Source organism: Lactobacillus sp. B4026 (assembly GCF_026535825.1).
Classification (GTDB): domain Bacteria; phylum Bacillota; class Bacilli; order Lactobacillales; family Lactobacillaceae; genus Lactobacillus; species Lactobacillus panisapium.
This window is the reverse complement of record NZ_JAFNPD010000005.1, coordinates 66,855-90,734: the sequence shown is the minus strand read 5'-3', so window position 1 is coordinate 90,734 and position 23,880 is coordinate 66,855. Positions and strand designations below refer to the sequence as shown.

Genomic DNA, 23,880 nt, shown 5'->3' with positions numbered 1-23,880 from the left:
TAATTTCTTTAGTTAAAAAATCAGTGCAATGCTGGCAACCGTCAGACCGCCACCAAAGCCGCTTAAAATTAATTTCTGGCCGGGTTGAATATCACCCGATGTTACAAATTCGTCTAGCAAAATTGCCACACTAGCCGCCGAAGTGTTGCCGTAACGGGCAACATTATTCAAAAACTTAACTACTGGCTCATTAAGATGTTTGGCAATTACGGTTAAGATGCGGCCATTGGCCTGATGCAAAAGATACCAATCAACATCATCTTTTTGCCAATTAGCCTGCGTTAATACCCGGTTAATTGAACTTGGCACTTCATGTGTAGCGAAGGTATAAACATCGCGGCCCTGCATTTCTAAATAGTGCTTGTGCTGATCAGTATCATCTTGGCTAAAGGCGGAAACAGTCGGCTGATAGCCGGCCGTTAGAATTGCCGCCTGTTCACCAAATGCACGCAAATCTTCAGCAATAATTCCCGCGGTGGCGCCATCTTTTTCCACAAGTACGCCACCACTACCATCGCCAAACAGCACGGCAGTAGAGCGATCTTGCCAGTCAACTAACTTGGTTAAAACTTCTGCACCAATGACCAGCCCCCTGTGATAAGGACCAGCAAGCAACTTATCCGCAACGGCCAATGCGTAAATAAACCCAGAGCAGGCGGAATTAAGGTCAAAAGCTAAAGCATGTTGGGCATGAATCTTTCCTTGCACTATTGCAGCTGTCGAGGGAGTTAAAAAATCCGGTGACATTGTAGCCACAATAATAAAATCAATTTGATCAGCAGCAACAGCCGCTTTTTTTAGTAAACTTTGCGCCACCTTAACAGCTAAAGCTGAAGTCTGCTCACCGTGAGAAACATGGCGCTGTTTAATACCAGTGCGGGATGAAATCCATTCATCAGAAGTGTCCATTATCTCTGCCAAGTCATCATTTGTGACAACTCGGGGTGGTACATAGCTGGCTGTTTGCGTAATTTTTAACCCCATCAGGTTAATGCCCCTTCTTGTTATCAATATGCGGTGGAAATTCGAGAAAAGCCCTCAGATTAAGCAGAGCCCGTTCAATAATGGCTATCTGCTCTTCATCAAAACCTTCGATAAATTTCTTAACCATGTGTCGGTGAAACGAGTCGTGTGCTCGGTAAATCAAACGACCGCGATTGGTTAATCCTAGGCGAATAATTCTGCGATCATCTTCACCGTGAATCCGAATAACATAGCCTTTGCGTACCAGCTTATTAACCATTGTTGATAACGAACCGGCAGTAACCATTAATTCACTAGCAACTTGCGAGCTTGTCTTATGCTCATACATAGAAATGACATCAATTGCATGCAGTTCCCTAATTGAAATGTCTTTAAATTCGCTCTTACGTAATTCACGTTCTTCTACACGCATGATATCGGAATAAACCGTTGTTAACAGGCTATTAATTCTTTTCAAATCTGTTTCCAATAGCATCACCCCTTAGTCAATAGTTATTACTAAATTGCGACTTTCGATTCTTTCATACTAATCAAAAAAGCAGCTAGTCTCCGCGTTTTGACTCGTAAAATTGAACAACTTAAAAATTAAAAGCGACAATTATCATCTTCCCTATTTACTTTGTACTTCAAAATAAATTATGAAAGTATGATATTGTATTAAGTGAAAAAAGTCAAATAAATATTGTATTTTGCGCTTTTTAGGTTAAAATCTTAATAATTTAAGTCAATTTTTAATCTTAAAATACTTTGATAATCAAACTATTATTTTTGAATGAGGTAATATCAGCAAAATGTGTAATGAACAAACTAGTACTGCCGTAAAAAAAGAGAGCCTTAAAATGTTGCTAGCAGATTTGCCATTGCAAATCAATTGGTGGCAAACATGCAAATCGACTAATTTAGCTGCTAAAGAAGATTTCTTAGCAAATGGTTATGACGGCCCCAAACTGTTTGGCAGTGACGTGCAGACTGGCGGTTATGGCAAAAATGCTCGCCCCTTCATCTCAAATCAAGGAGGAATCTACCTATCACTAGTAATTAAAGCGCCGCAACTAACCGGGCAAAATCAGGGCCTGTTAACCACTGGCATTGCTTGGCAGCTTTACGAAACCATTAAACAAGAATTACAGATAGAAACAGAGCTTAAATGGGTTAATGATCTTTTCTGGCAGGGCAAAAAAATAGCGGGCATTCTGGTTGAATGTCCCGCTCCACACATTGCCATTATTGGTATTGGCTGCAATCTTTTTCAAACTCATCTAAGCGAAGAGTTACCCAGTGCGACTAATTTGCTTACTGTCCAGCCGACCACCGCAAAAACTTGTCATTTAATCAGTAATTTAGTCCACCACCTATTTTCTTTTATCCCCAATTTTATCCACAGCGATTTCCTCCCCCAATATAAAAAACATATGATGCTTTTAAACAAAAAAGTTACCCTCCAATTGGGTCAAACAACCATTCAAGGACGCGCGGTTGACCTAACACCTATGGGTAACTTAGTTTTGGAAACTGAAACAGGCAGTCGGTCATTTAATGCTGGCGAAATTACTAGAATCCGCTAAAAAATGACCTACTTTTTAAAAATTAATCTGCCGGTTTAACCAGTAATAAATTGATGCCACCTAATAAAATTAAGATGACACAAACAGTAATCAGCTCTTGCTGGCCTACACGGTCAAGAAGAGCGCCTGCTACAACTGATGCGATTGGTCCGCCAATTTCGGTACCGGTACGCATAGTTGTTAATACTCTTGCTAAATATTGATTTTCCGTTACATTTTGCTTTTTAGCTTCGCCTAAAACATTATGGATACTAGTTGCTATCCCAAAAATAAACAGTAGAAAAACAAAAGCAATCATGTTAGTCATGAAAAAGAGCATTAATATAAGCGGAACTACACTCAAAATCCAAGAAAATGCCATTATCCGGGTATCAGCCTTCATTTTACCAGCTAATAGTGCGCCTAGAATAAAGCCAGCCATCAAAAACAGATAAAATGTACTGTAAAGCGCCGGTCTACCACTTTTTTGAGCAATACGAGGCAAAAGCAGAATTAGCGCTGGACTAGCAAAAGAAAATAGGAGTGATGACCAAAAGTATCGCTGCAAAAAACTATTTGCTCGCACATATTGATACCCACTGATAACTTGCTGCCAATAATTTGCAAGAGTCACTGTATGAGAAACCTTTTTAACCTGGTCATGCTCTTGACTAGAGACTTGATCAAGAGCAACTAGCAATAAGATCAAGCCTAACAAACTTAGGCATGCACAAATAAAAATAATTTGTCCACTAGTTAGAAAAGCTAACAGTGCGCCGGAAAGTGCGATACCACCAATTTGGACCACTTGATCAACAATATTTATTTGTGCAATCATTGAGGTCATCTCATTTTCTTTTGTCAGACTGCCTTTTAGAATTGCCCGGTCAGCTGGATCAAAAAATTCATCACAAAGAGATAGTGCTCCCGCAATTAAAATTGCCCAAAAATAATTATGTGCAAAAAAGGTAATAGTGGCTGTTAACGTAAAAGTTAAACCTACTTGCCAAATCATTGCAATAATGCTCGTCTTCTTATAAGAGTGGCTGTCGATAATCGGACCATAAAAAATCGACAATGCTGCTGTCATAGAAAAAATAGCATTAACGATACCGACAATAAATGAACTTTCGGTCTGAGTTTGCAGCCACCAAATAAAAACCAATCCGTATAAAGAATTGCCTAGTCCGCTAACTAGTCGAGATATTAGATAAAATTTCTTTTTTAACATTGACCTACCTCTTGTCCACATTATTGATTAAGCAACCAGGCAAAGCAGATTTTAATTAACAGATCATTAAATTGATAATTATTATTTTAATATTATGAATGCTAAAAGCAAAGTGCTTTTAGCACTTAAAAAGCACATACCCGCTATTCACAGGTATGTGCTTCTTATTTTCTTAAGGAGATTTTTACATAACAAATCAATTAATTTATTAAACTAATACCAGCTTGATTTTTCTGTGGGCAGCATTAGCAATCTCGCTTAATAGTCCCACGCTAACATTCATTGAACCTGATTCGATACGGCTAATTGTTGCTTGCGACTTGCCAACATAGCTAGCAAATTCTTTTTGCGTCATATTAAGATCATCCCGCATTTTGCGAACTATTACTCCAGCATTTAAATTAAAATCTTCTTGCGCAAATCCTTTGGCTAGCTCAGGATTCTGTTCAATTCTTTTTTCAATGTAATTATCAATAAAGCTCATACTATTTCACCCCATATTTTTGTTCATAAAGCTTTCTGCGTAGCAGTGCTTTATCTAATTCTTTCTTAGGCATTTTTTGTGATTTCTTTTTGAAACCGTGTGTTATCACATATTTATTATTAGAACTATGAAAGTATGGTGCTCTAATAATATTTGAAGAAAATTTTGATCTTACTTCCAAGAGGTTAATCTGGCCCTCAATTTTCTTAGTCCATAGCATTCTACTGGAAACAGCAAAGCCCTTTTCTTCAACATTCTTAATCGTCTCAGTAAATTTTTGCATTTCTTTAATTGAAAGATTATCAAGAAATTCTTCAAACTCTTTTTCATTATAATAACTGAATTCGAAACTTTTCATAGAATAAATATAGCATATCTGCTATATTACGGCAAACAAAAAAATTGTCTTTACTTCTTTATTTTCAACAATTAAAAAGCACATACCCGCTACTCACAGGTATGTGCTTCTTATTTTCTTAAGGAGATTTTTACATAACAAATTGACTTATAGATAGTAATCACTAATCGAGACTAACTGAGATTGTCCGATCTCGCGGCAACATATCATCAGAAAAGCTTTGTAATTCTGTTTCCAAAATGCCGAGATTTTCGGTTTTTTCTTTTAGATAAGCAACTGTCAGAGGTAATAAATCGATTCCTACTTTAGGATTTAACTGAGTAGCCTGTCTGATTTTTTCAAGGCGATACTCAATTGTTTTGGGGTGAACCATCAAAATATGGGCAAGTGAAGACAATGTAGCCTGCTTTTTAGTATATAGCCATAAAGTTAGTTGCGTATCTTCATCTAACTGGCTTAATTTTTTCCTGACATCAGGATAGTCCAGTGAAGAATGAACGATACTATACATATTGGCTACTTCATCGTAGTGAACAATTGAATCAAATTTATTACTTAACAATAAGGCAAAAAGTGCCTCTTTAATACTCCCAGATAGGTCGAAATGTCGTTTACCTATACCAACATTGGTTTCTTTGGGTAAACTAGTTAAAAATTTACTTTCTTGCTTAGGCCGCATTACATAAACCCGATTGTTCTTGTCAAGATCAAACGCTAAACGCCATTCGGGCAAGTTGGTAACAGAAGAAACAACCATAGCAAGATATTTCACATCCAAATCAACTCCATTCATTTTTGCGCGGCCATCAAATCCATTGTTTGCGACAGGAACATCGTAGTCAGATACATATAGCCATTCATGCATAAACTTATCAAGCATATCTTATTCTCCTATTGTATATTTAAATTTGTATAAATAAAACTTATACTATAATAATTTAATCCATTAGACTTGCTAATTACAAATAGGCCACTATATAACTCTTATAACATCTTTAAATTTATACATGTTTATGAAACTTTAGTCTGGCAAAATAATTGTTCCGTCACCATTTTTGAGGTACGAAGAGATATTGTCTAGTGAGGTAATAACAGCCGGTTTATTCGACTTTTCAACAAATGAAATCGCAGCTTCTACTTTAGGTTTCATCGATCCAGGTGCAAATTGATTTTCACTAAGAAATTGTTTCATTTCTGCAACCTTAACCTGATGCAAATCTCTTTGTGATGGCTTGTGATAGTTTATTGCAACATATTTCACTGCGGTCAAAATAATCAATTGATCGGCATCTACTAGTTCAGCCAGTTTAGCCGCAGAAAAGTCCTTGTCAATAACCGCTTCAACACCGCGAATTTCCTCACCAGATTTAATAACGGGAACACCACCGCCACCAGCAGCAATTAGTGTCATTCCCTTTTCTACCAGCGACTTGATCGCATCAGCTTCCATAATACTTAATGGTTTTGGTGAAGGAACTACCCGTCTAAATCCGCGACCAGCATCTTCGACAAGCTGCCAATCCGGATGTTCCTTTTTTACTTCATTAACTTCATTTTCTTGGTAAAAAACTCCGATTGGTTTTGACGGATTCTGAAAAGCTTTATCGTGTTCATCAACCACTGTTCTAGTCAGCATCGTCATAATTTTTACCGGTAATTGACGTTCATCAGCTTTCATATCAAGTGCGTTGGCAAGCCACAGTCCAATTTCACCCTGCGTCATTGCGCCTACTGTATCAAGAGGCATCGCAGGATTACTTTCTGAACTACCCGCAAGTTCCTGCAATAACAAATTGCCAACTTGCGGACCATTTCCATGAGTAATTACTAACTGAATATCGCCCTGAGCGATGAAGTCAGTTAAATAATTAGCTGTTCTCAATAATGCGGCTTGCTGCGCTTGTGCTGATGGATCATCAGTCAGGATGGCATTTCCACCCAAAGCAACAACAATTCTTTTCATATTAACTCCAATTTTTATATCTTCAATTTACCTAGTGCCAAAGCAGTGATTGCTCCGATTGCTAATACGGCAATAATAACCATAAATAGCCATTCGAGTTTGCCGACACTGTTACCCGTTTCTTTACGTGCCTTGTAGTACAGGACAAAGCCTATTACATAAGCAATAGTGCATAGCCACAAGAATTGCAGTCCCGCAAAAATCATGCTAAGAACTTCAAAAACTAAGGCAATTAAGCCGGGAATAATGACCTTTAATTCCTTTTGCTGCAAACCGAGTTTCAATTGATAAGCACCAACCAATGCATAGCAAACAGCGATAGCAGATGTACATAAAGAGTATGCAAAGTTATATGCTTGATCAGTAAATAAAAGGGTTATTAGAAAGAGTTGAATTAAAATTTCGGTTAGCCATAAGGAATTGGCAGGGGCACGATGTTTATTCAACTTGCCAAACCATTTTGGCAAAAGTCCTTGTTCCGCCATCAGTGACGTCGCTTCAACTGGTAGCATTGTCCAAGAAAGCCATGCACCTAAAATCGAAATAATTAAACCAATTGCAATGAAAGCTCCACCGATTGGTCCAGTCATTTCTTTAAATAAGTAAAGTAATACTGGGTGCCGCATTGTTTGCAATTTACTTAGTGGCAAATAACCATAAGGTAAGATTGAAACTACGACATAGATACTTAAGAGTGAAATCAATCCGATGATTGTTGCCTTACCAGCATCTGATTTTTTCTTTGCCCGGGCGGCCATTGTGGTTGCCCCTTCAATACCGACAAAGACCCACATCATAACCATCATACAGCCCTTGATTTGCTCGAAAATACCCGAACCGGTTGCCTTTGAATATGTCACGCTTCCCTGAAGATTGGTGGACATATTGGCCCAAAAGTGGCTAGTAAAAACGCCGGCCTTGAAGTTGATGATTGCGATCACAATGAAAGCAAAAATTGGAATCATTTTAGTAACGGTTACGATTGCGTTAATGATTGCAGCAGATTCAATTCCCCGGGTAACCAAGATTGTCAATGCCCACGAAATTAGTGAAGCAAAGATAATTGCACTAACACTATTACCCGATTTTAATGAAGGGAAAAAGTAACCAAACGATGACATGAGCATTGTGGCAAAAGCAACATTACCTAGCCAAGCTGAAAGCCAGTAGCCCCAGCCTGAAATAAAGCCAACAAAGTCACCAAATCCGGCACGAGCATAGTCTGATACACCAGTTAATTCAGGTTTATTCAAAACTAGATGATTTAAACACAGTGCCAGCATCAAAATTCCAATTCCCGTAATCACCCAAGCAATTAATGCTGCTCCTGGAGTAGCTGCTTGAGCTAGTGTTGACGGTAAATCGAAAATTCCTGACCCAATTGCGGAACTAACAACTAAGGCAACTAGGGCCGGCAGGGCAATACCATTTTCTTTGGAATCAGCCATCATTTTCTCCTGCTTGTTCAAGTTCAGGTACAGCTGGAATGAATAAATTACCTAACGTAGCAGCCATAATCGCTTTAATTGAGTGTTTGCGGTTTTCTGCTTCTTCGAATTGACGGGCATATTCGCTTCTGAATACCTCATCGGTAACTTCCATTTCGGTAATACCGTATTGTTTCTTAACGTCCTCACCATATTCTGTATTAGTATCGTGGAAAGCAGGCAAACAATGCATAAAGATAAGTTGGTCCTTTGGCGTGCCTGCCTTCTTCATCATTTCCATGTTGACTTGATATGGCTTCAATAATTTAACCCGATTTTCCCAATCAGATTCGCCCATTGAAACCCACACATCGGTGTAGATAACATTGGCGCCTTTGACACCTTCATCAATATCAGCAGTAATCAATAATTGCGCACCAGATTCAGCCGCAAACTTATTAGCTAAATCAACTACTTCTTGAGCTGGGTGGAGTTCTTCCGGAGCAACAATATGAATGTTGACACCAAGCATAGCACCAGTGACTAATAACGAATTAGCCATATTGTTGCGACCATCACCAACAAATGAAAGAGTCAAACCACGTAAATGACCAAAGTTTTCTTTAACGGTCATAAAGTCGGCAATCATTTGTGTTGGGTGCCACTGATCAGTTAAGCCGTTCCAAACAGGTACACCTGAATATTTGGCCAAAGCTTCAACATCAGATTGCTTGAATCCTCTGAACTCAATTCCGTCAAACATTTTACCTAAAACAATCGCTGTATCTTCAACGGATTCTTTTTTACCTAATTGAATGTCGTTTGCACCCAAATATTCTGGATGTGCGCCTAATTCAATGGCCGCAGTAGTGAAAGCTGAACGTGTTCTGGTTGATGTTTTTTCAAATAATAATGCAATGTTCTTGCCTTCCAAATAGCGGTGCGGAATATTATTGTGTTGCAATGTCTTTAAATGAAGACCAAAATCGACTAAATATTGAATTTCACCTGGAGTAAAATCTTTTTCCGCTAATAATGAACGACCTTGAAATACTGAGTTAATTGCCATTGATAAACCTCTTTACTCTCTTTTTTGAATTAGTTATAAATCTTCACGCCATAATGGTTGTGACATACAACGAGGGCCGCCACGACCGCGTGATAATTCGCTTGAAATAACTTCGTGAACCAGAATGTCATGCTTTCTCAGCATTTCGTTGCTGACATAATTACGGTTGTAGGTAACTACTTCACCCGGAGCAATTGTCAGCGTGTTTGAACCGTCATTCCATTGTTCACGCGGAGCCACAATGTCATCACCGTTACCAGTTAAAATCAGATCTAGTTCTGATAAATGCAAAACTTGTTTCAGAGTTTCGCCCAAGTCGGTGTGATGTTCCATTCTTACTTCACCGTTATCACCAGGTGTCAAAACAAAAATATTCATTTTGCCAGCTTCGTCCATGATGCCTGGGAAAACAGTAAATTGATCTGTGTTAACCATCGTGAAGACCGTATCTAGATGCATCATTGCATGATTATGTGGAATCTCAATTGCCACTACAGTATCGAAGTGACTATCTTTATTGGTAAAGAGTTCTTTAGCTAAGCCTTCTACTGACTTAGATGAGGTCCGCTGGGAAACACCAATAGCCAAAACATGATCGTTCAAGACTAGTTCGTCCCCACCTTCAATTCTAGTGGTGTGATTACGACTACGCCAAATATCTACCTTGCCAGCAAAGCGAGGATGATATTTCATCACAAATTCGGTAAACAATGATTCAGGGCGCCGAGCAGCAAATGTCATGCGGTTAATGGTAATACCTGAACCAATTGATGCTTGTGGATCACGTGTGAAATATGCATTAGGCAGTGGATCAAGTAGGAACGGATCGCTAGCGTCGCTACCTGCTAAGTCATGAAGTGATTCGTGTTTAACATCCAAATCAACTTCGTTGCGCCGAACACCGCTGTAAAGCTTTTCCACCATATCTTTAGTTTCTAAATCTGTCAGATATTCATGCAAAACATCATGCGTGGTTCCTGAGCCATAGCCGTGTTCGTCAAGATACTGTTCTAAGAACTTTTCTTTAATATCGTCATCTTCTGAGAGCGCCTCAACTGCAAGGTCATCAATATATAATGTTTCCACACCATTTTTTCTTAATGTTTCAGCAAAATAGTCATGCTCTTTCTGAGCGATTTTTAAAAAAGGAATATCGTCAAACAAAAGCCGTTCCATCGTATCTGGTGTAATATTTTCAACTTCTGCACCAGGTCTTTTTAATAAAACCGTCTTCAATTTACCGATTTCCGAATTAACATTAATTGCCGGATTATCCATAATTGCTTCTCCTTTGTAAAGTAATGTAAAATCATAAAAAGCGCTTTCATTAATTTACGATTTAATTATCACAAAAAGCATTTATTGTTTAAACGGTGTTTTAGATAGACTTTTTTATCCAATTGGATAAATACATAAAAGCAGTGCACAAAAAAACATCCTCAATCTAAACGATTGAGGATGCTTTTTGGGGAAGAATGATTTAAATAACTATTTTTGCTAAGTTCTAGCTAAATATATGACGACTTAGCAACTAACTTCTTAGAAAGTTAGCCACTTGTTCGTCTTTAAGTTGAAATATTAATTTATGTTTTTATGGCTCAGTTACAATAACAACCAATGTTCTTAAAAAGTCCATTTTTTCTCTCCTTTACTTATATTTGCATAGTACATCTTAATACTACTAAAATTTCTTTCCATTATTTTGTCATATTTGAAAAATAATTAAGACTAAAAAATACTCTTAATCAAATGATCAAGAGTATTTTGAGAAGAATGATTAAATAACTTTAATTTATTTTAAGCAGCAAATACAATAATCATGTCTCTTAATAAATCCATAATTTTTCTCCTTTACTAATCATTTTATGCTTACAAATATATCTTAGTCTTACTGTGACATTTTTCTATTATTATTTCATATTTGACAATTATATTTTGACATAAAACTAGTTATATATTTTTAATATTAAATAAAAAAACTCCTAGTCAATAACTAAGAGTTTTTTGGGGAAGAATGATTGAATAACTATCTTTGCTAAGTTCTAGCTAAATATATTACATTTAATTAAAAATTAGATGTAACACATGAATTAATCAGTAATAATAATTGCTACAGTTCTTAAAAAACTCATATTTTCCTCCTTTGTTTAACTCTCATTGTTTACATATATATATTAGTCTTGCCATGTTTTTTTACCACCTATTTTTCATATTTGAAAAAATATTTTAAATATAAAAAAAACTCTTAGTTAAAATCACCAAGAGTTTTTTAGGGAAGAATGATAAAAATTTATTCTGCTAAATATAAGTTGACAAAAAACCACCATAAAACAAAGCATATTTGAAATATGATAATTTTTTGCTTCGTACTCAGCTTACAATGTTTTTAACCATCAGTAATAATAATTACTACATTTCTTAAGAAATCCATTTTTTCTCTCCTATAATTAAATTTTTCAGTTTTATGATACCTCTTTCAGAATTGTTTGTAAGCGCATTTTCATATTTGAAATATCAATTTGCCATTCTTTTTACATTTACGTCATATCCTGCAATAATTAAAACTTCTTTTATCTTGGATGCTTCTTCTTCGTTATTATGAATTATATCTTCGTAATATTTTCCTAAAATTTTTGAAAATGTGAGTTCTATAATGTTTGGCAGCTTCTTTATGTAATTGATAGCTACTTGACATAAATTGCTTTTATTTCTTTGAAAGCATAGGTCGATATAATTTATCATTAAAACACTCAAGGCTACAACTACCTTCTTTTCAACTTCTGTAACATTATGATATCGTCTGATAATGCTGTTAATAAGAAATGTAGCTTCATCAATATTATAAATTTGAATTACATTACTTATTAAGACTATTCTCAGATAGTCGTTTTCATCCGTATCTTTTTGAAACACTAATTGTTTAATTTTCTTTTTATCTTCAGCAGATAAGCTTTCTAAAGAATGTTTATCATGAGTATTAGAAATTATTTTTGCTTGTAAAATTAAAGACTCTATAAAAGTTGTTTGAGGACTAATATTTTCAAATTCATTAATTATCTTATCTATTTCACTGTCGTTATCTTCATTAGCAGCCTTAACAAGTTGATTCATTAATAAATTTACTTTCTTTTTATTAGCATTCTCTTTTGTTTCCTCAGAAAAGAACTCTTGAAAGCTGATATTATGTTTCTGTAAAATTTCGATTAATTCTTCTGCCCCGATATCGTGATACCCGCGCTCAACTTTTGAATAAAAAGAAACCGAAATTACTCCCGCGGCCATTTCTGTTTGAGTAAGACCCAAGTCATGCCGTAGCTGCTTCAATTTACTCCCGATATATCTCATTTTACCAATCCCTTTTTATAGTTTCATATAGATAATTATGAACATTTAGCTTAAAATATTCAAAATTATTATTTTTTTCTAATGGTTTTGTTTCTTTTAATTATCAAAAATTAACCGTAATCCCCTAAGTTTGCTATAATCAGGGTAAGTAGTAGATTTTTTCAATATTAACTGAAATTAAATTTTTGAGGAATTTATATGCCTAAATTTCAAAGCAAAAAATTAGCTAAGGAAGTCGTCTTACGCGACCCCGTTCACGATTACATTCATATTGAGGATCAAGTAATCCTAGACATTTTAAAAACTAAAGAGTTTCAACGAATGAGACGGATTAAACAGTTGGGACCATTAGCCTACGTTTTTCCCGGTGCTACTCATACACGTTTCGAGCATAACCTAGGAGTCTATGAATTAACCCGCAAAATCTGCAACATCTTTGCTACCAAGTATCCTTCACGAGTTCCCGGCGACGGGCTATGGGATGATAATAACCGCTTATTAGTCGAGTGCGCGGGATTATTGCATGACATCGGTCATGGACCATATTCCCATACTTTTGAGCATCTTTTTGGCACGGACCACGAAAAGATTGGGCAAAAGATTATCACTGACTCTAGTACTGAAATCAATCAGGTATTGCGCAAAGTCGCACCTAATTTTCCTGATCTAGTTGCTAGTGTTATTGCCAAAACTTACCCTAACCCACAAGTCGTTAAAATGATCTCTAGCCAAGCCGATGCTGATCGGATGGATTATTTAAAGCGTGATGCCTATTTCACCGGTGTCACTTACGGCGAATTTGATCTTTCACGAATTTTGCAAGAAATCAGACCGTACAGTGGAGGAATTTGCTTCACAATGGCTGGAATGCACGCAGTTGAAGACTATATTGTCTCGCGTTATCAGATGTATCAGCAGGTCTACTTTCATCGCGTTGGCAGATCAATGGAAGTAATTCTGCAACATCTGCTGGAAAGAGCCAAAATGGTTTACCAACAAGGGACATTGCGGGTGACGCCTAATCTAGCCAACTTTTTAGCCGGAAATTGGACCCTCGAAGATTATCTTAAACTAGACGATGGCGTTATGGAAAGTAACTTTTTAGAATGGACCCAGGCTAGCGACCCAATCTTAGCTGACTTAGCAAGTAGCTACTTATTCAGAAAACCTCTGGAAAGTGTCTGCATTGATGAAGAAACCAAAAACTTGCTTCCTAAACTGAAGGATTTGATCAAGCAAGCAGGATTTGATCCACTTTATTATACTGACACTAATTCTGCCTTTGATGAGCCTTATGATGCGTATAAGCCGAGCGGTAAAAATGCCAACAGCCAAATTGAAATTATGCAAAGCGACGGACAGCTGATCGAATTGTCACAATTAAGTCCATTGGTTCGTGCACTTAATGGCACACTGCAAGGAGATGAGCGTTTCTTCTTCCCTAAAATTATGATGTCAAACAGTGCTGAACCACAGATTTTTGATCCGCTTTACCAGCAATTTCAGCGCTACGTTAAAAACGGCAAATTGCGCTATTTGAGAAGACCCAAAAATAGTAAAAAATAAAAAAATGAGTTCCGAATAGAACTCATTTTTTTGATAGATTATTTTATTTAGACATTCATGTGCCCAGAAATGGAAGTATCAGTTACTGGACTAACACTGGTATCAATTCCAACTTTCTCAGATAACTTAGCAGCCAGAATTTGAAAAGGCACAATGTAGAAAATTGGTGAAAGCAGTTCAGAAGTCTTTACACTCAATTTCAAATCTTTTTCGGTTGCCTTAAATTGCTCTCCAGAAATTACGAAAACATGCTTAGTATAGGCACGACGATAATAAGCACTTATCTCTTGCAACCGTTCAAACTCAGGCCCAAGATTGCCACCAATCAAGAAAATATAATTGTCTTGATTATAGGCACGCAGCGGTCCATGAAGCTGCTCTTCTTGTTCATAAGCCGTCGTTGGGCGTCCAAATGTTTCAAAAAATTTTAGCCTGGCTTCTAAAGCTGTCGGCAAATTAACGCCATAGCCAGCAATAGAGGCCTTTTGCATGTCAACTAACTCCGCTTGTTGCTTTTCATACCACTCAAGGCTTTCCTTAACTACGATTGGAAAATCATTGACTAGCTGCTGAGCTTGCGCAATTAAATTATCATACTTAGCTTTACCAATCTGCTCTGATTGATAAGCAATTTCAACAGCTAACAAATAGAACTGCAGCAAAGTTTCAGTATAACCACGTGTTTCCGGCCCAACCTGTTCTTCTTCACAAACCAAATGAACATAATGATCAGCAATTTTCGTAATGGCTGATCCCAGTTGCTCAGTAATACCTAACGTAGCATATCCGCACTGCTGTGCATGTCGCAGTGCATCACAAGTAGAAATACTATCCCCATGTTGTGATAAGCCAACCACTAGAATCTGATCATTTCTAAAATTACTGCTAGGGTTAATGTTCTCCGAATAAGTAAAAACGGTTGGTTCTACTGCAACGCCTTCAACATGTAAAAGCTTAACAAACATATTGCGGATTACTCTCATGGCATTGTAAGAGGTACCTGATCCCGTAAAAATAACTTTCTTAAAATCCTTTTTTAGCCAAAAAGCAATCAGCTCCTGCCCATATTCATCCCTTTCGGCAATTGCTCGTTGCAAAACTCGTGCAGTGTCTTCAATATGTCCCATCATTGATAATTTTGTCATGTTTAAAACTCCTCCATTTTTATTGTTTGATGCGCGAGTTTACGCATCTGCATTACGTATGTCTGTTCTTGTTTTCTCAATCCGAGTATTTCAGTAGCTTTAGCCAACCTTTGATAAATAATTAGTTGTTGTTGTGGCTCACTTGCTACGGATAATTGCTGTTTTAGTTGATCTAACAGTTTTTTATCGGGTGCCAAATATACTTGATATAATTCATTTACCTCATCTTGAACTTCTTTTAGGTGACAATTTTTAAGCAAGTAATTTGCCAGTTTATCTGCCTCTTTACTACTTTTTTTATCCAAAAAGAAAATGTAACAACGCATTAAGCGAATTATTACGGCCTGCTGCGAATCCAACTTTTTATATTTAGCAATTAGCAGATTAACCATTTGCTTAATCCTATCTTCATTACCATATGCTAAATAATAATCTAGGCTTAATAGTCTGCGTGTCTTAGCCGGTAAGCAAATTAATGAAATTGGGCCATTTAAAAGCTGAAAATATTGTTTTTGTCTACCTGCCTTTTGCAGACGTAGCAATTCAGACAATAGTCTTTTTCTTAAACCTGATTCTGCCACCCAACTAAACGGTAAAGCCACAACTAGTAAAAGCACAATCCATACTGTTTTCATTCAATTTACCTGTCTTAAAGCAACCCTAGTGCAACAGCTACAATTCCTAGGATAATTAGCCCAATCAAAATGACGGTTCCGTTGACTTTCTTTTGTAACAAGCCATAGCAGCCAAAAGTTAACAGCAATGGCAACAAATCGGGCATCAAGGAATCAAGGGTCTGTTGCAAGCCAACCTTGGTCCCACCTAATTTCATTACTAACGGTACTTTAATGATAACCATCGAGGCAATCATTGCTCCTACAACAACCAAGCCTAATATCTTAGCCGCCTCAGTTAATTTTTGTAGAGTGCCATTTTCACTTGCTTCAGCTAGAAACTTATTGCCGCCCTGATAAGCCAATTTAAAACCAAACCAACGCAAAAGTTCACTCGGAATTACATTAATTAGGAAATAAAGAATAGGTCCTAGAATGCTGCCTTTGACAGCCAAAGGGGCACCAACTCCTACTCCAATAACACGCAATGTCCCCCAAAACATGGAATCGCCAATTCCAGCGAGTGGACCCATCAAGGCAGTCTTTACCGAATTAATTGAATTGGCATCAAATTTTTCCGAGTTAGCATTTTGCTCTTCCATTGCACAACTGATTCCTAAAATTAAGGGTGAAGTCGAAGTTGAGCAATTGAAAAATTCTAAATGTCGCTGAAACCCCTTCTGCATTTCCTGGTCGTTATCCCCATACAACCTTTTAATGACAGGAGTCATGGCCCACGCATACCCCAATGACATTTGACGTTCATAATTAAAGGATCCTAAGAGTTGATAATGACGCCACATAACACGGCGTAAATCCTTTTTAGTTAACTTTTTCTCTGTTTGTATCGCTTTAGAATCAGTCATTACAATAAGTCCTCCTTATCATTTGCAGCAGGCTTAAACTCATAATAAACATAGGCAATAATTAAGCCAAAAACTGCTACTCCAATCATTGGAACTTTCAAGAAAGCAACAAGACCAAAACCTAAAAACAAAAATGGCGCATACTTTTTGTCATATGTTAACTGCATTAACATTGCTATTCCTAAAGCCGGCAATAAATTACCTGATTGGGTCAATCCATCTTGAATAACTTTAGGGATTGCTTTAACGATCAATTTAATTACTGGCGCACCAACTAAATAGCCCACAATTATTGGAATAAATTTAGCCAAAAACAGCATTGCCGTGCCAGACCACTGACCAATTGCAATTCCTTTCCAGTTTTTTCTTGCCACCTGCCGATCAGCATAGTGAGTAAAAATAGCGTTAAAACTGCCAATTGCGATTGCAATCATCTGTGCAATCAGGGCAATTGGTATGGCTAAAGTTAATGTCGTTTGCCAATTAGTGCCGGTTTTAATTGCCAAAGCAGTTGCTAGGGCCGAACCAACGACAACATCGGGTGGCGTAGTGGTACCAATACCAACTAACCCCATCCAGACTAGCTCTAGTTGTCCACCTAATATTAGTCCAGTGGTAAAATCTCCCATCACCAAGCCAACAAGTGGCCCAATAATAATCGGTCGATCAAGCATATGCTGGCCGCCAATACGGCTTTCCATGTAAACACCGGCACCAATCAGTGCAACTAAAAATGCCTGTAACATTGTTTACCTCCTTTCAGACTTTATTTAGTAAAAGCCTTTTCGATTCCCGCAAAATTCAGCTTTTCTGCTGTCGGTGTTACCTGAGCAAACACTTCAACGCCTTGCTCCTGCAATTCCTTGGCACAAGCAAAATCTTCTTGGGTCATTTTTATTTGTGGTAAGACCGCTACTCCGTTTTTTTCGTGAATACCAGCAGTGCCAACATTTACTTTTGCAATCCCAGGGACTTCTTTTTTCAACTTCAGAGCATCTTCAACATTAATCGTGACTACGAAAATCTTTTTATTGGCATACTTAGGATTATTTAGAATTTGAGCGGCTGATTTTAGGTCTTTAATTCCTAACGTTACTCCAGCTGGCTTAGCTAATTTCATCGTCATTTTAGTCATTGTGTCACTAGCTGCATGATCATTAGCGACTAGCAGAATATCTGGCTGCAATTGATTAGTCCAAGATACAGCAACTAAACCATGAACTAATCGATCATCTGCACGTAATAGTGTAATCATTCCAAATCATCCTCCTTCAACAAATCATTTACGTATACGAGTTGCTTTTGAGCCTGACTAACAGCTAAACGAATCGTTTCATCTGACAATGTTTGGTCAGCATTTAACACAAGTTCTAGTACTAAGGCCAAATTAATTCCGCTAATTACTTGGCAGTGATATTTCTTAATTAAATTAACTGCTTCGCGATTTACGCTTCCTCCAGGCATATCAGTTAAAATTACTACTTGCTCATTTGGCATCTGATCTAACATTTGACTTAATTCATCAGTAAAATTAGTTTGCTCATCAACGTAAGCATTAATAAATTGCACATTATTAACTGAGCTATCAAAGAACTTGAGTGAACTCTGATACCCTTTTGCTAAATAACTATGGGTAGCTATGATAAATTGGCTCATTGATTACCTTCCTTTCAGTAAGTTCGATTTTTTAAGTAAAATGTTAGCGCCAACATTAAAACTAGCTTAAATATACTACTGTATATACATTTATGCAAGGGTATTTTTTGCATTTATTGGCACAAGTTCCTTTTATTATGCATTTTAACCAGCGTTAATTATTAATGTAATAATTTTTATATTTATTGGTATATACATTTTATTAAATAGCAATAAAACTTTTTTGCTTAAATGTCATTCCATTATTTATAATTAAAGTAACGTTTATTGCAAAAACAAAATTCCAAACCATTAATTAAGGACAAACAAGTGAAAGCTAAATATCAAAAAGTAGAAGATTTTTTTATTGAAAAAATCAATAAGGGCATACTTAAAGCCGGAGATAAGCTGCCGCCTGAAATTACAATCAGCGCAAAATATGGCTATAGTCGAATGACCGTCAACAAGGCAATGAAGGACTTAGAGAAACAAGGCTATGTTACGCGTATTGCTGGTCGCGGCACTTTTGTCAAAGAAAAAAGTGTTTTACGCCTATTAACTGATAACATCAGTTTTAGCGACATCATTAAACAGCAACGAATGACTCCAGGATCCACGCTTATTTCATACAATTTATTACCCAGTAGCAAAGTTCCTTCGGCAACTGAATTTGAAACGCCAATTAATAAGTTTCACCATACTGTAAGACTGCGCACTGGTGATGATAAGCCGATTGCAATTACGGAAGACTACTTGAATGCGGATTTAATCACTAAAATTGACTTCAACCTTCTAACAACCTCACTTTATTCCTATTTAAAGAAGCTAAAGTTACCAGTTATTCAGAACTTTGTTGAGATTAAGGCAGTAAGAGCAACTAAAGAGCAACAGAAGGCCTTAAATTTAGACGTCGACTTTTTGTTAATGACGCTTGCTAATGCAGATACAATCACTGCCAGTAATCAACGTGTCCCCCTAGGTGTGTTTGTTTCTTATTACAATCCAGATTTTTATACTTATCGTTTCAATGAAGCACAACAATAAAATTAATTACTAAAATACTCAGCCTTACCTTAAAAGGAAAACTGAGTATTTTTACTATAATTGAAAAAAATGGATAAAAATATTTTTACTATTTATATTGACAGTTACTTATTTATCAAGGTTTACGCTAGAGCTTCTAGAGGATATTTGGTAAACTTGTGTTTAGTAAATTTTGAACATTTCATGTTTTTCATCAAGATAAAATCAGATTTATCTTAAGGAGTTGCCGTTTTGTCAGCTATCAGAAAAGAAGAATTAGTAGCAAAAGATATTCAATATAAAATCGACCAGGGACTAATCAGCAGTGGACAAAAGCTGTCAGAACGCAGTATTGCCAAAGAATATGCCATTTCTCGCGGAACAGCGAGAACAGCGTTGCAAAGATTAGAAAAAGAAGGGTTGATTAAATCTAAACAAGCTGTTGGCTACTTCATCAATCAACCCAAAAAAGAACCATTATTAAACTTTATTAATTATTTTTCTGATAAGTTTGCCGCTCTTTCGATGCCCAATGAGGCTCAAACCATTAATATTCTTTCCACCAAATTAATTGATACTGACAAAGAATTGTCCGAAAAGTTAAAGGTAGTTTTAGGAACCATCTTCTTATTAGTGTCGCTGCAAATATTAGAAACTGATGCCAACAATTACACACTTTGCCGTGTTTTTATTCCGGCGAAAAAATCTTCTACTGTTAATGAAGAACAGATTATGGCTTTAATTAAAAGGCAGCTGCAATTAGCAATTGATGCCGAAGTAACTATGAACCTTAGCTTTGCTGATGATAACACAGCAAGCTTCCTGCATGTGCCTAATCACAATCCGCTATTAACTACAAGCACAATTTTTAAGGACAAAAATAATCAAACATGTTTATTTTTAGAACAGTCCAGTGATGCCAATCACGCCGTTAGCATCATGCCGTCAGAAATTATTAGCAGAAAGCTTGGTACATTTAATGAATAAATTAGCTTATAAGACACCGCTATATGAGCAAATTGAACACATTCTTTACGAAAAAATTCAAACACAAGAATATCTTCCTGGGCAAAAAATTCCGAGCGAACGAGAACTGGCCGAGCATTATAAGATAAGTCGAACTACCACTAAACACGCCATCAATTCTCTCGTTGAGCAAGGTTTATTAACACGTAAATTGGGCAAAGGCACTTTTGTAGTTTCTGGTATTGACCAACGCTTTAACATTTCCTTTCAAAATTCACGTTCATTAACAAATTCACTTTCTTCCAGCGGAATCAGTATTGCAAATAAGCAAATCAAGTTTTTTACTAGCATTGACTCTGCTTTTTTACGGCAAAAGCTGTGTCTAGCAAACGATGAGCCTGTGTTCGGCGTGCAGCGGCTCAAGTTGCACTGTGGCAAGCCCTTTGCCCTTGAAAACTCGTTTGTTCCTGGAGCTTTATTTACCGATTTTTATCAAATCGATTTTAATAATATCGGCTTGTACGACTACATGGAAAGTAAAGGTCATAACTTGGAGAATTACCAAGTTTACCAGCAAATTGAAACTTTGATGCCTGAAGAAGCCAAACTATTAAATGTTGCAGAAGATTCATATGTTATCAAGTCTTGCTACTCTAGTGCTGATCAGAACCAGCAAATAATCGAGTATACCGAAAGTTATGTAAAAGCCAATAAGGGTATTATTCAATACCATTTAAATTTCAAATAAATTATGAAAAAGACGTCTTAATCAAGTCGTCTTTTTTAGTAATGGCAATGAAAATACTAGTTCTGCCCCAAGCACCATAAGTCCACAAACTAGAAAAAGTACTTCATAGTTAGAATTATCAATGATTAATGCACCAAAAACGGGCCCGATTGCTTTTCCAAGTGCGCTAAAGACCTGTACTTTGCCCTGATAATACCCAGTTAGATTAGTCGGTGCAGCAAGGTCAACGAAGCTGGCTACGCCAGGAAATAGAAGGATTTCTCCAAGTGTTAGCAAGCACATAGATAATAAATAAAGCCAGTAATTATGTTTAAACGGTAACAATAAAATGACAAAGGAATTTAATAGCAGTAACGCGCCTAAATTAAGCCTGCCACGAAGATGTTTGAGCAACCAATCATCAAAAAAAGTGACTAGGGGCTGAAAAACAACAATCAAGATTGCATTGAGTGTCCATAATAAACTATATTTTTTCACTGGAAAGCCAAGTTCAACCATATAAGCTGATAAGTTGCTCTGCCATTGTTCATACACTAGCCAACAAACCAGTGTCAAAAACAAAACTCCCAAAATTTGCGATGTCATTTTCCCCTTGTGCCCTGTAAAATTACGCTTATTCTCAGTAACAGAGCGGGCAACATTATATTTTTTATAAGCTACAAGTAAAAATAATATTTGAATGCTAGTTGCAAGCGCAAAAACATAACCAATTCCTAACGGTAAAATGTAACCAACCGTTAGGGTACCAAATACAAGGCCAAAATTAGCTGCAAAATACAGCAAGTTAAAAACATAGCTTGACCGCCTATTTTTTACCCGTGTTGCTAACGAATTCTCACAGGTTACCGAAATGCCATTGGCAAAACCAGAAAGGATTAGCAAGATAGCATAAAACGGCCAAGTATGCAGGAAAATCAGTCCGCCAAGTGCAAAAATATTTAAGCTAATACCGAGTAAAATAGCATAATACGGTTGCCACTGATCAAATAATTTTCCCCCAATTAAACTTCCGAGCATTGTGGCAAATTGATTAAAAAAGAGAACCAGCGAAGCAATAACTAAGCTTTTGTGTAAAGTTTCGTGAAGATAAATCGTATTTAACGGCCAAATAAAGCTCATTGCTGTGTTCGTAATCAAAACACCTACCAGAAGCCATTTAAGTGAAACAGTTTGTTTTTGATTAGTCATTTTTCACCTCTTTAATTCGCTAACCGAAAGAAAAAGAAATGAGTAGTTACGGCACTCATTTCTTTTCGTTAATTTAATAAATTGACTTAGCTATACGCCTAGAACATTAAAGTAGGCGCCAGCAATGCTGACAATGAGGACAATCAGCATAATTAACAACGGATTCATTTTCTTTTTTAACATCCAATACATGATGCCAAAAAGCGCAAGAGTTGCTAGTCCTGGGGCTATTCCGTCAAGTAAATTTTGAATTGTTTGTGCGCCCTTACCTGAACCAATTTTTGTCACAAAATTAACTTTAGACATGCTCATCGTCATGCCACCAACAACCATGATGCCCATGATTGAAGCATATTCCATTACCTTATCCATAATGCCCGATTGTTTTAGCTTATCAATCACGTTAGAACCTAAGCCGTAGCCCAAAAAGGTCATAATATAACGAATAATAAAGTGCGGGACATCAAAAATTAACAAAAATAGAATTGGGCCTAAAATATTGCCTTGCAGCGCTAAGGAAGTACCTACACCTGTGGCAAGTATACGTAAAGTGCCCCAGAAAAAGGCATCCCCGACACCGGATAATGGTCCCATCATGGCCAGTTTGACCGCCGAAATTGATTCCGTGTCAAAATTTGGGTCACTTGCATTCAATTCTTCCATTGCCGTTGCAATTCCTTCCGGCAAAGTAATGATATAAGGAGTAACATTATAAACTTCCAAATTACGAGTCAAAGCTGCGGATAAATCTTCTTTTTTCGGATAAAGCTTTTTTAAAATTGGGATCATCGCATAAGTGTAACCAACATTCATCATTCGTTCATAATTCCATAAATGTTCGGTAGGAATGCTGCGCCAAAAAACTTTTTGTAAATCCTTTTTAGTTATTTTGCCTTTATATTGAGGCTGAATTTTAAAACTCATCGAATCCATCTCCTTGTTCTTCACTCGAAGTTGTTGAACTAGTTGCTACCTTCGTAGAATTGCCATTTCTCTTTTCAATAAAGATATACATAACAATAATGATTAATGCTGCAAACAAAGCCACTCCCGTAGTTGAAAGGTTGCCGTAGGCAACCATAAAGAAACCGATGAAAAAGAACACAGCGACTTTTTTATTCATAATCATCTGGGCGAGCATGGCAAATCCCAAAGCTGGTAATAGTCCCGAAGCAATTGTCATCCCAGTTGTAATAAATTTTGGCATGTTGCTTAATAGGGTAGTTACCGCACTTTGACCAAAATAAAAGGCTGTCGGAACAATAATTAAACCAGGCAAGTTGCCAACATAACCACCGATGATCATGTTGCGTGCAATTGCCCGTGTATTTGCATCTTGAGCATTTTTATCAATCCGGTGAACAAAGATTAATTTTAATGGTTGCCCAATAGCCGTTTGTAAAGCTAAAACAATTGTGGCGATTGGGATTCCTAATGTCAAAGCTGCCGCAGAATTTGCGTGGGCTTGGATAGCTAGTGCCGTGCCTAGGATTGTTCCGGAAACCATATCAGGTGGAATGTAAGCTCCAATTGAAACCGAGCCAACCATTGCTAATTCCATGGCACCACCCATAATAATTCCATCTTTCAAATCTCCTAAGACTAGTCCGGTCAGCATCCCTATGACCAATGGGCGCTGAATCAAGCTAGTACCAGTAAAAGCATCACTGTAGCCAATTAAGGCTACAAGAAAAATCAAAAATGTTTTTAAAATCATCTAGAAC

General features: G+C 36.9%; 25 protein-coding genes. 5 read left to right on the top strand and 20 right to left on the bottom strand.

The window, feature by feature from the left end:
• Positions 1-12: 12 nt before the first annotated feature.
• On the bottom strand, positions 13-984 hold the full coding sequence (locus J3U69_RS05785; RefSeq protein WP_267413365.1) for a beta-ketoacyl-ACP synthase III: 972 nt from the start codon (positions 982-984) through the stop codon (positions 13-15).
• A gap of 4 nt (positions 985-988) precedes the next feature.
• Positions 989-1,459: a MarR family winged helix-turn-helix transcriptional regulator gene (locus J3U69_RS05780; RefSeq protein ID WP_174683348.1), complete on the bottom strand. Its 471-nt coding sequence runs from the start codon at positions 1,457-1,459 to the stop codon at positions 989-991.
• 316 nt (positions 1,460-1,775) lie between these two features.
• On the opposite strand from J3U69_RS05780, the gene J3U69_RS05775 reads away from it, so the two are divergent.
• Positions 1,776-2,549, top strand: a complete 774-nt coding sequence (locus tag J3U69_RS05775) for a biotin--[acetyl-CoA-carboxylase] ligase (protein WP_267413364.1) — start codon at positions 1,776-1,778, stop codon at positions 2,547-2,549.
• Positions 2,550-2,571: 22 nt separating this feature from the next.
• On the opposite strand, the gene J3U69_RS05770 is transcribed toward J3U69_RS05775, so the two are convergent.
• From J3U69_RS05770 to J3U69_RS05730, 9 genes are all read right to left on the bottom strand, one after another.
• The gene (locus tag J3U69_RS05770) at positions 2,572-3,759 is read right to left on the bottom strand and encodes an MFS transporter (RefSeq protein WP_267413363.1); all 1,188 of its coding nucleotides are present in this window, start codon (positions 3,757-3,759) and stop codon (positions 2,572-2,574) included.
• Positions 3,760-3,967: 208 nt separating this feature from the next.
• On the bottom strand, positions 3,968-4,243 hold the full coding sequence (locus J3U69_RS05765) for a helix-turn-helix domain-containing protein (protein ID WP_220232304.1): 276 nt from the start codon (positions 4,241-4,243) through the stop codon (positions 3,968-3,970).
• A gap of 1 nt (position 4,244) precedes the next feature.
• Entirely contained in the window at positions 4,245-4,601 is a 357-nt protein-coding gene (locus J3U69_RS05760; protein ID WP_220232305.1) for a type II toxin-antitoxin system RelE/ParE family toxin, read from the bottom strand.
• Positions 4,602-4,764: 163 nt separating this feature from the next.
• Entirely contained in the window at positions 4,765-5,481 is a 717-nt protein-coding gene (locus J3U69_RS05755; protein ID WP_220232306.1) for a helix-turn-helix domain-containing protein, read from the bottom strand.
• 141 nt (positions 5,482-5,622) lie between these two features.
• A complete protein-coding gene (gene arcC / locus J3U69_RS05750; RefSeq protein WP_220220139.1) occupies positions 5,623-6,564 on the bottom strand; it encodes a carbamate kinase in 942 nt (313 codons plus the stop codon).
• A gap of 14 nt (positions 6,565-6,578) precedes the next feature.
• Complete coding sequence (gene arcD, locus J3U69_RS05745) at positions 6,579-8,012, bottom strand: arginine-ornithine antiporter (RefSeq protein WP_267413362.1); 1,434 nt, start codon at positions 8,010-8,012, stop codon at positions 6,579-6,581.
• The gene (gene argF, locus J3U69_RS05740; RefSeq protein ID WP_267413361.1) at positions 8,005-9,060 is read right to left on the bottom strand and encodes an ornithine carbamoyltransferase; all 1,056 of its coding nucleotides are present in this window, start codon (positions 9,058-9,060) and stop codon (positions 8,005-8,007) included. The genes arcD and argF overlap by 8 nt, the downstream gene beginning before the upstream one ends.
• A 33-nt stretch (positions 9,061-9,093) precedes the next feature.
• Positions 9,094-10,338: an arginine deiminase gene (gene arcA, locus J3U69_RS05735; RefSeq protein WP_220220142.1), complete on the bottom strand. Its 1,245-nt coding sequence runs from the start codon at positions 10,336-10,338 to the stop codon at positions 9,094-9,096.
• A 1,236-nt stretch (positions 10,339-11,574) separates the two neighbouring features.
• Positions 11,575-12,405: a helix-turn-helix domain-containing protein gene (locus tag J3U69_RS05730; protein WP_267413360.1), complete on the bottom strand. Its 831-nt coding sequence runs from the start codon at positions 12,403-12,405 to the stop codon at positions 11,575-11,577.
• Positions 12,406-12,603: 198 nt separating this feature from the next.
• Here J3U69_RS05730 and J3U69_RS05725 point away from each other — a divergent pair, with 198 nt between their 5' ends.
• Positions 12,604-13,971, top strand: a complete 1,368-nt coding sequence (locus J3U69_RS05725; protein ID WP_220220144.1) for an HD domain-containing protein — start codon at positions 12,604-12,606, stop codon at positions 13,969-13,971.
• 47 nt (positions 13,972-14,018) lie between these two features.
• Here J3U69_RS05725 and J3U69_RS05720 read toward each other — a convergent pair whose 3' ends face one another.
• From J3U69_RS05720 to J3U69_RS05695, 6 genes are read right to left on the bottom strand one after another with little or no spacing between them, the layout of a single operon-like run.
• Positions 14,019-15,116 (bottom strand): SIS domain-containing protein, encoded by a 1,098-nt coding sequence (locus J3U69_RS05720; RefSeq protein ID WP_220268476.1) that lies wholly within the window; start codon positions 15,114-15,116, stop codon positions 14,019-14,021.
• Positions 15,117-15,118: 2 nt separating this feature from the next.
• Positions 15,119-15,751, bottom strand: a complete 633-nt coding sequence (locus J3U69_RS05715; protein ID WP_267413358.1) for a hypothetical protein — start codon at positions 15,749-15,751, stop codon at positions 15,119-15,121.
• A 14-nt stretch (positions 15,752-15,765) separates the two neighbouring features.
• Positions 15,766-16,596 carry a PTS system mannose/fructose/sorbose family transporter subunit IID gene (locus J3U69_RS05710; protein WP_267413357.1) on the bottom strand — a complete coding sequence of 277 codons (831 nt, stop codon included), beginning with the start codon at positions 16,594-16,596 and terminating at the stop codon, positions 15,766-15,768.
• Complete coding sequence (locus tag J3U69_RS05705; RefSeq protein ID WP_267413356.1) at positions 16,596-17,342, bottom strand: PTS mannose/fructose/sorbose/N-acetylgalactosamine transporter subunit IIC; 747 nt, start codon at positions 17,340-17,342, stop codon at positions 16,596-16,598. Before J3U69_RS05705 ends, J3U69_RS05710 begins: the two co-directional genes overlap by 1 nt.
• A gap of 20 nt (positions 17,343-17,362) precedes the next feature.
• Positions 17,363-17,851 (bottom strand): PTS sugar transporter subunit IIB, encoded by a 489-nt coding sequence (locus tag J3U69_RS05700; RefSeq protein WP_267413355.1) that lies wholly within the window; start codon positions 17,849-17,851, stop codon positions 17,363-17,365.
• The gene (locus tag J3U69_RS05695; protein WP_267413354.1) at positions 17,848-18,252 is read right to left on the bottom strand and encodes a PTS sugar transporter subunit IIA; all 405 of its coding nucleotides are present in this window, start codon (positions 18,250-18,252) and stop codon (positions 17,848-17,850) included. The genes J3U69_RS05700 and J3U69_RS05695 overlap by 4 nt, the downstream gene beginning before the upstream one ends.
• A 309-nt stretch (positions 18,253-18,561) precedes the next feature.
• Here J3U69_RS05695 and J3U69_RS05690 point away from each other — a divergent pair, with 309 nt between their 5' ends.
• The 3 genes from J3U69_RS05690 (at position 18,562) to J3U69_RS05680 (ending at position 20,968) form a co-directional block, all read left to right on the top strand.
• Positions 18,562-19,275 (top strand): GntR family transcriptional regulator, encoded by a 714-nt coding sequence (locus J3U69_RS05690; RefSeq protein WP_267413352.1) that lies wholly within the window; start codon positions 18,562-18,564, stop codon positions 19,273-19,275.
• A gap of 231 nt (positions 19,276-19,506) precedes the next feature.
• Positions 19,507-20,241, top strand: coding sequence for a GntR family transcriptional regulator (locus tag J3U69_RS05685; RefSeq protein WP_267413351.1), 735 nt, complete (start codon positions 19,507-19,509; stop codon positions 20,239-20,241).
• Positions 20,234-20,968, top strand: a complete 735-nt coding sequence (locus J3U69_RS05680; protein ID WP_267413350.1) for a GntR family transcriptional regulator — start codon at positions 20,234-20,236, stop codon at positions 20,966-20,968. The genes J3U69_RS05685 and J3U69_RS05680 overlap by 8 nt, the downstream gene beginning before the upstream one ends.
• 21 nt (positions 20,969-20,989) lie before the next feature.
• Here J3U69_RS05680 and J3U69_RS05675 read toward each other — a convergent pair whose 3' ends face one another.
• The 3 genes from J3U69_RS05675 to J3U69_RS05665 all read right to left on the bottom strand — a co-directional run bounded on the left by J3U69_RS05675 (position 20,990) and on the right by J3U69_RS05665 (position 23,873).
• Complete coding sequence (locus J3U69_RS05675; RefSeq protein ID WP_267413349.1) at positions 20,990-22,156, bottom strand: MDR family MFS transporter; 1,167 nt, start codon at positions 22,154-22,156, stop codon at positions 20,990-20,992.
• A 90-nt stretch (positions 22,157-22,246) separates the two neighbouring features.
• Positions 22,247-23,080, bottom strand: coding sequence for a PTS system mannose/fructose/sorbose family transporter subunit IID (locus tag J3U69_RS05670; protein WP_220220155.1), 834 nt, complete (start codon positions 23,078-23,080; stop codon positions 22,247-22,249).
• The gene (locus tag J3U69_RS05665; protein WP_267413347.1) at positions 23,070-23,873 is read right to left on the bottom strand and encodes a PTS mannose/fructose/sorbose/N-acetylgalactosamine transporter subunit IIC; all 804 of its coding nucleotides are present in this window, start codon (positions 23,871-23,873) and stop codon (positions 23,070-23,072) included. Before J3U69_RS05665 ends, J3U69_RS05670 begins: the two co-directional genes overlap by 11 nt.
• Positions 23,874-23,880: the final 7 nt, after the last annotated feature.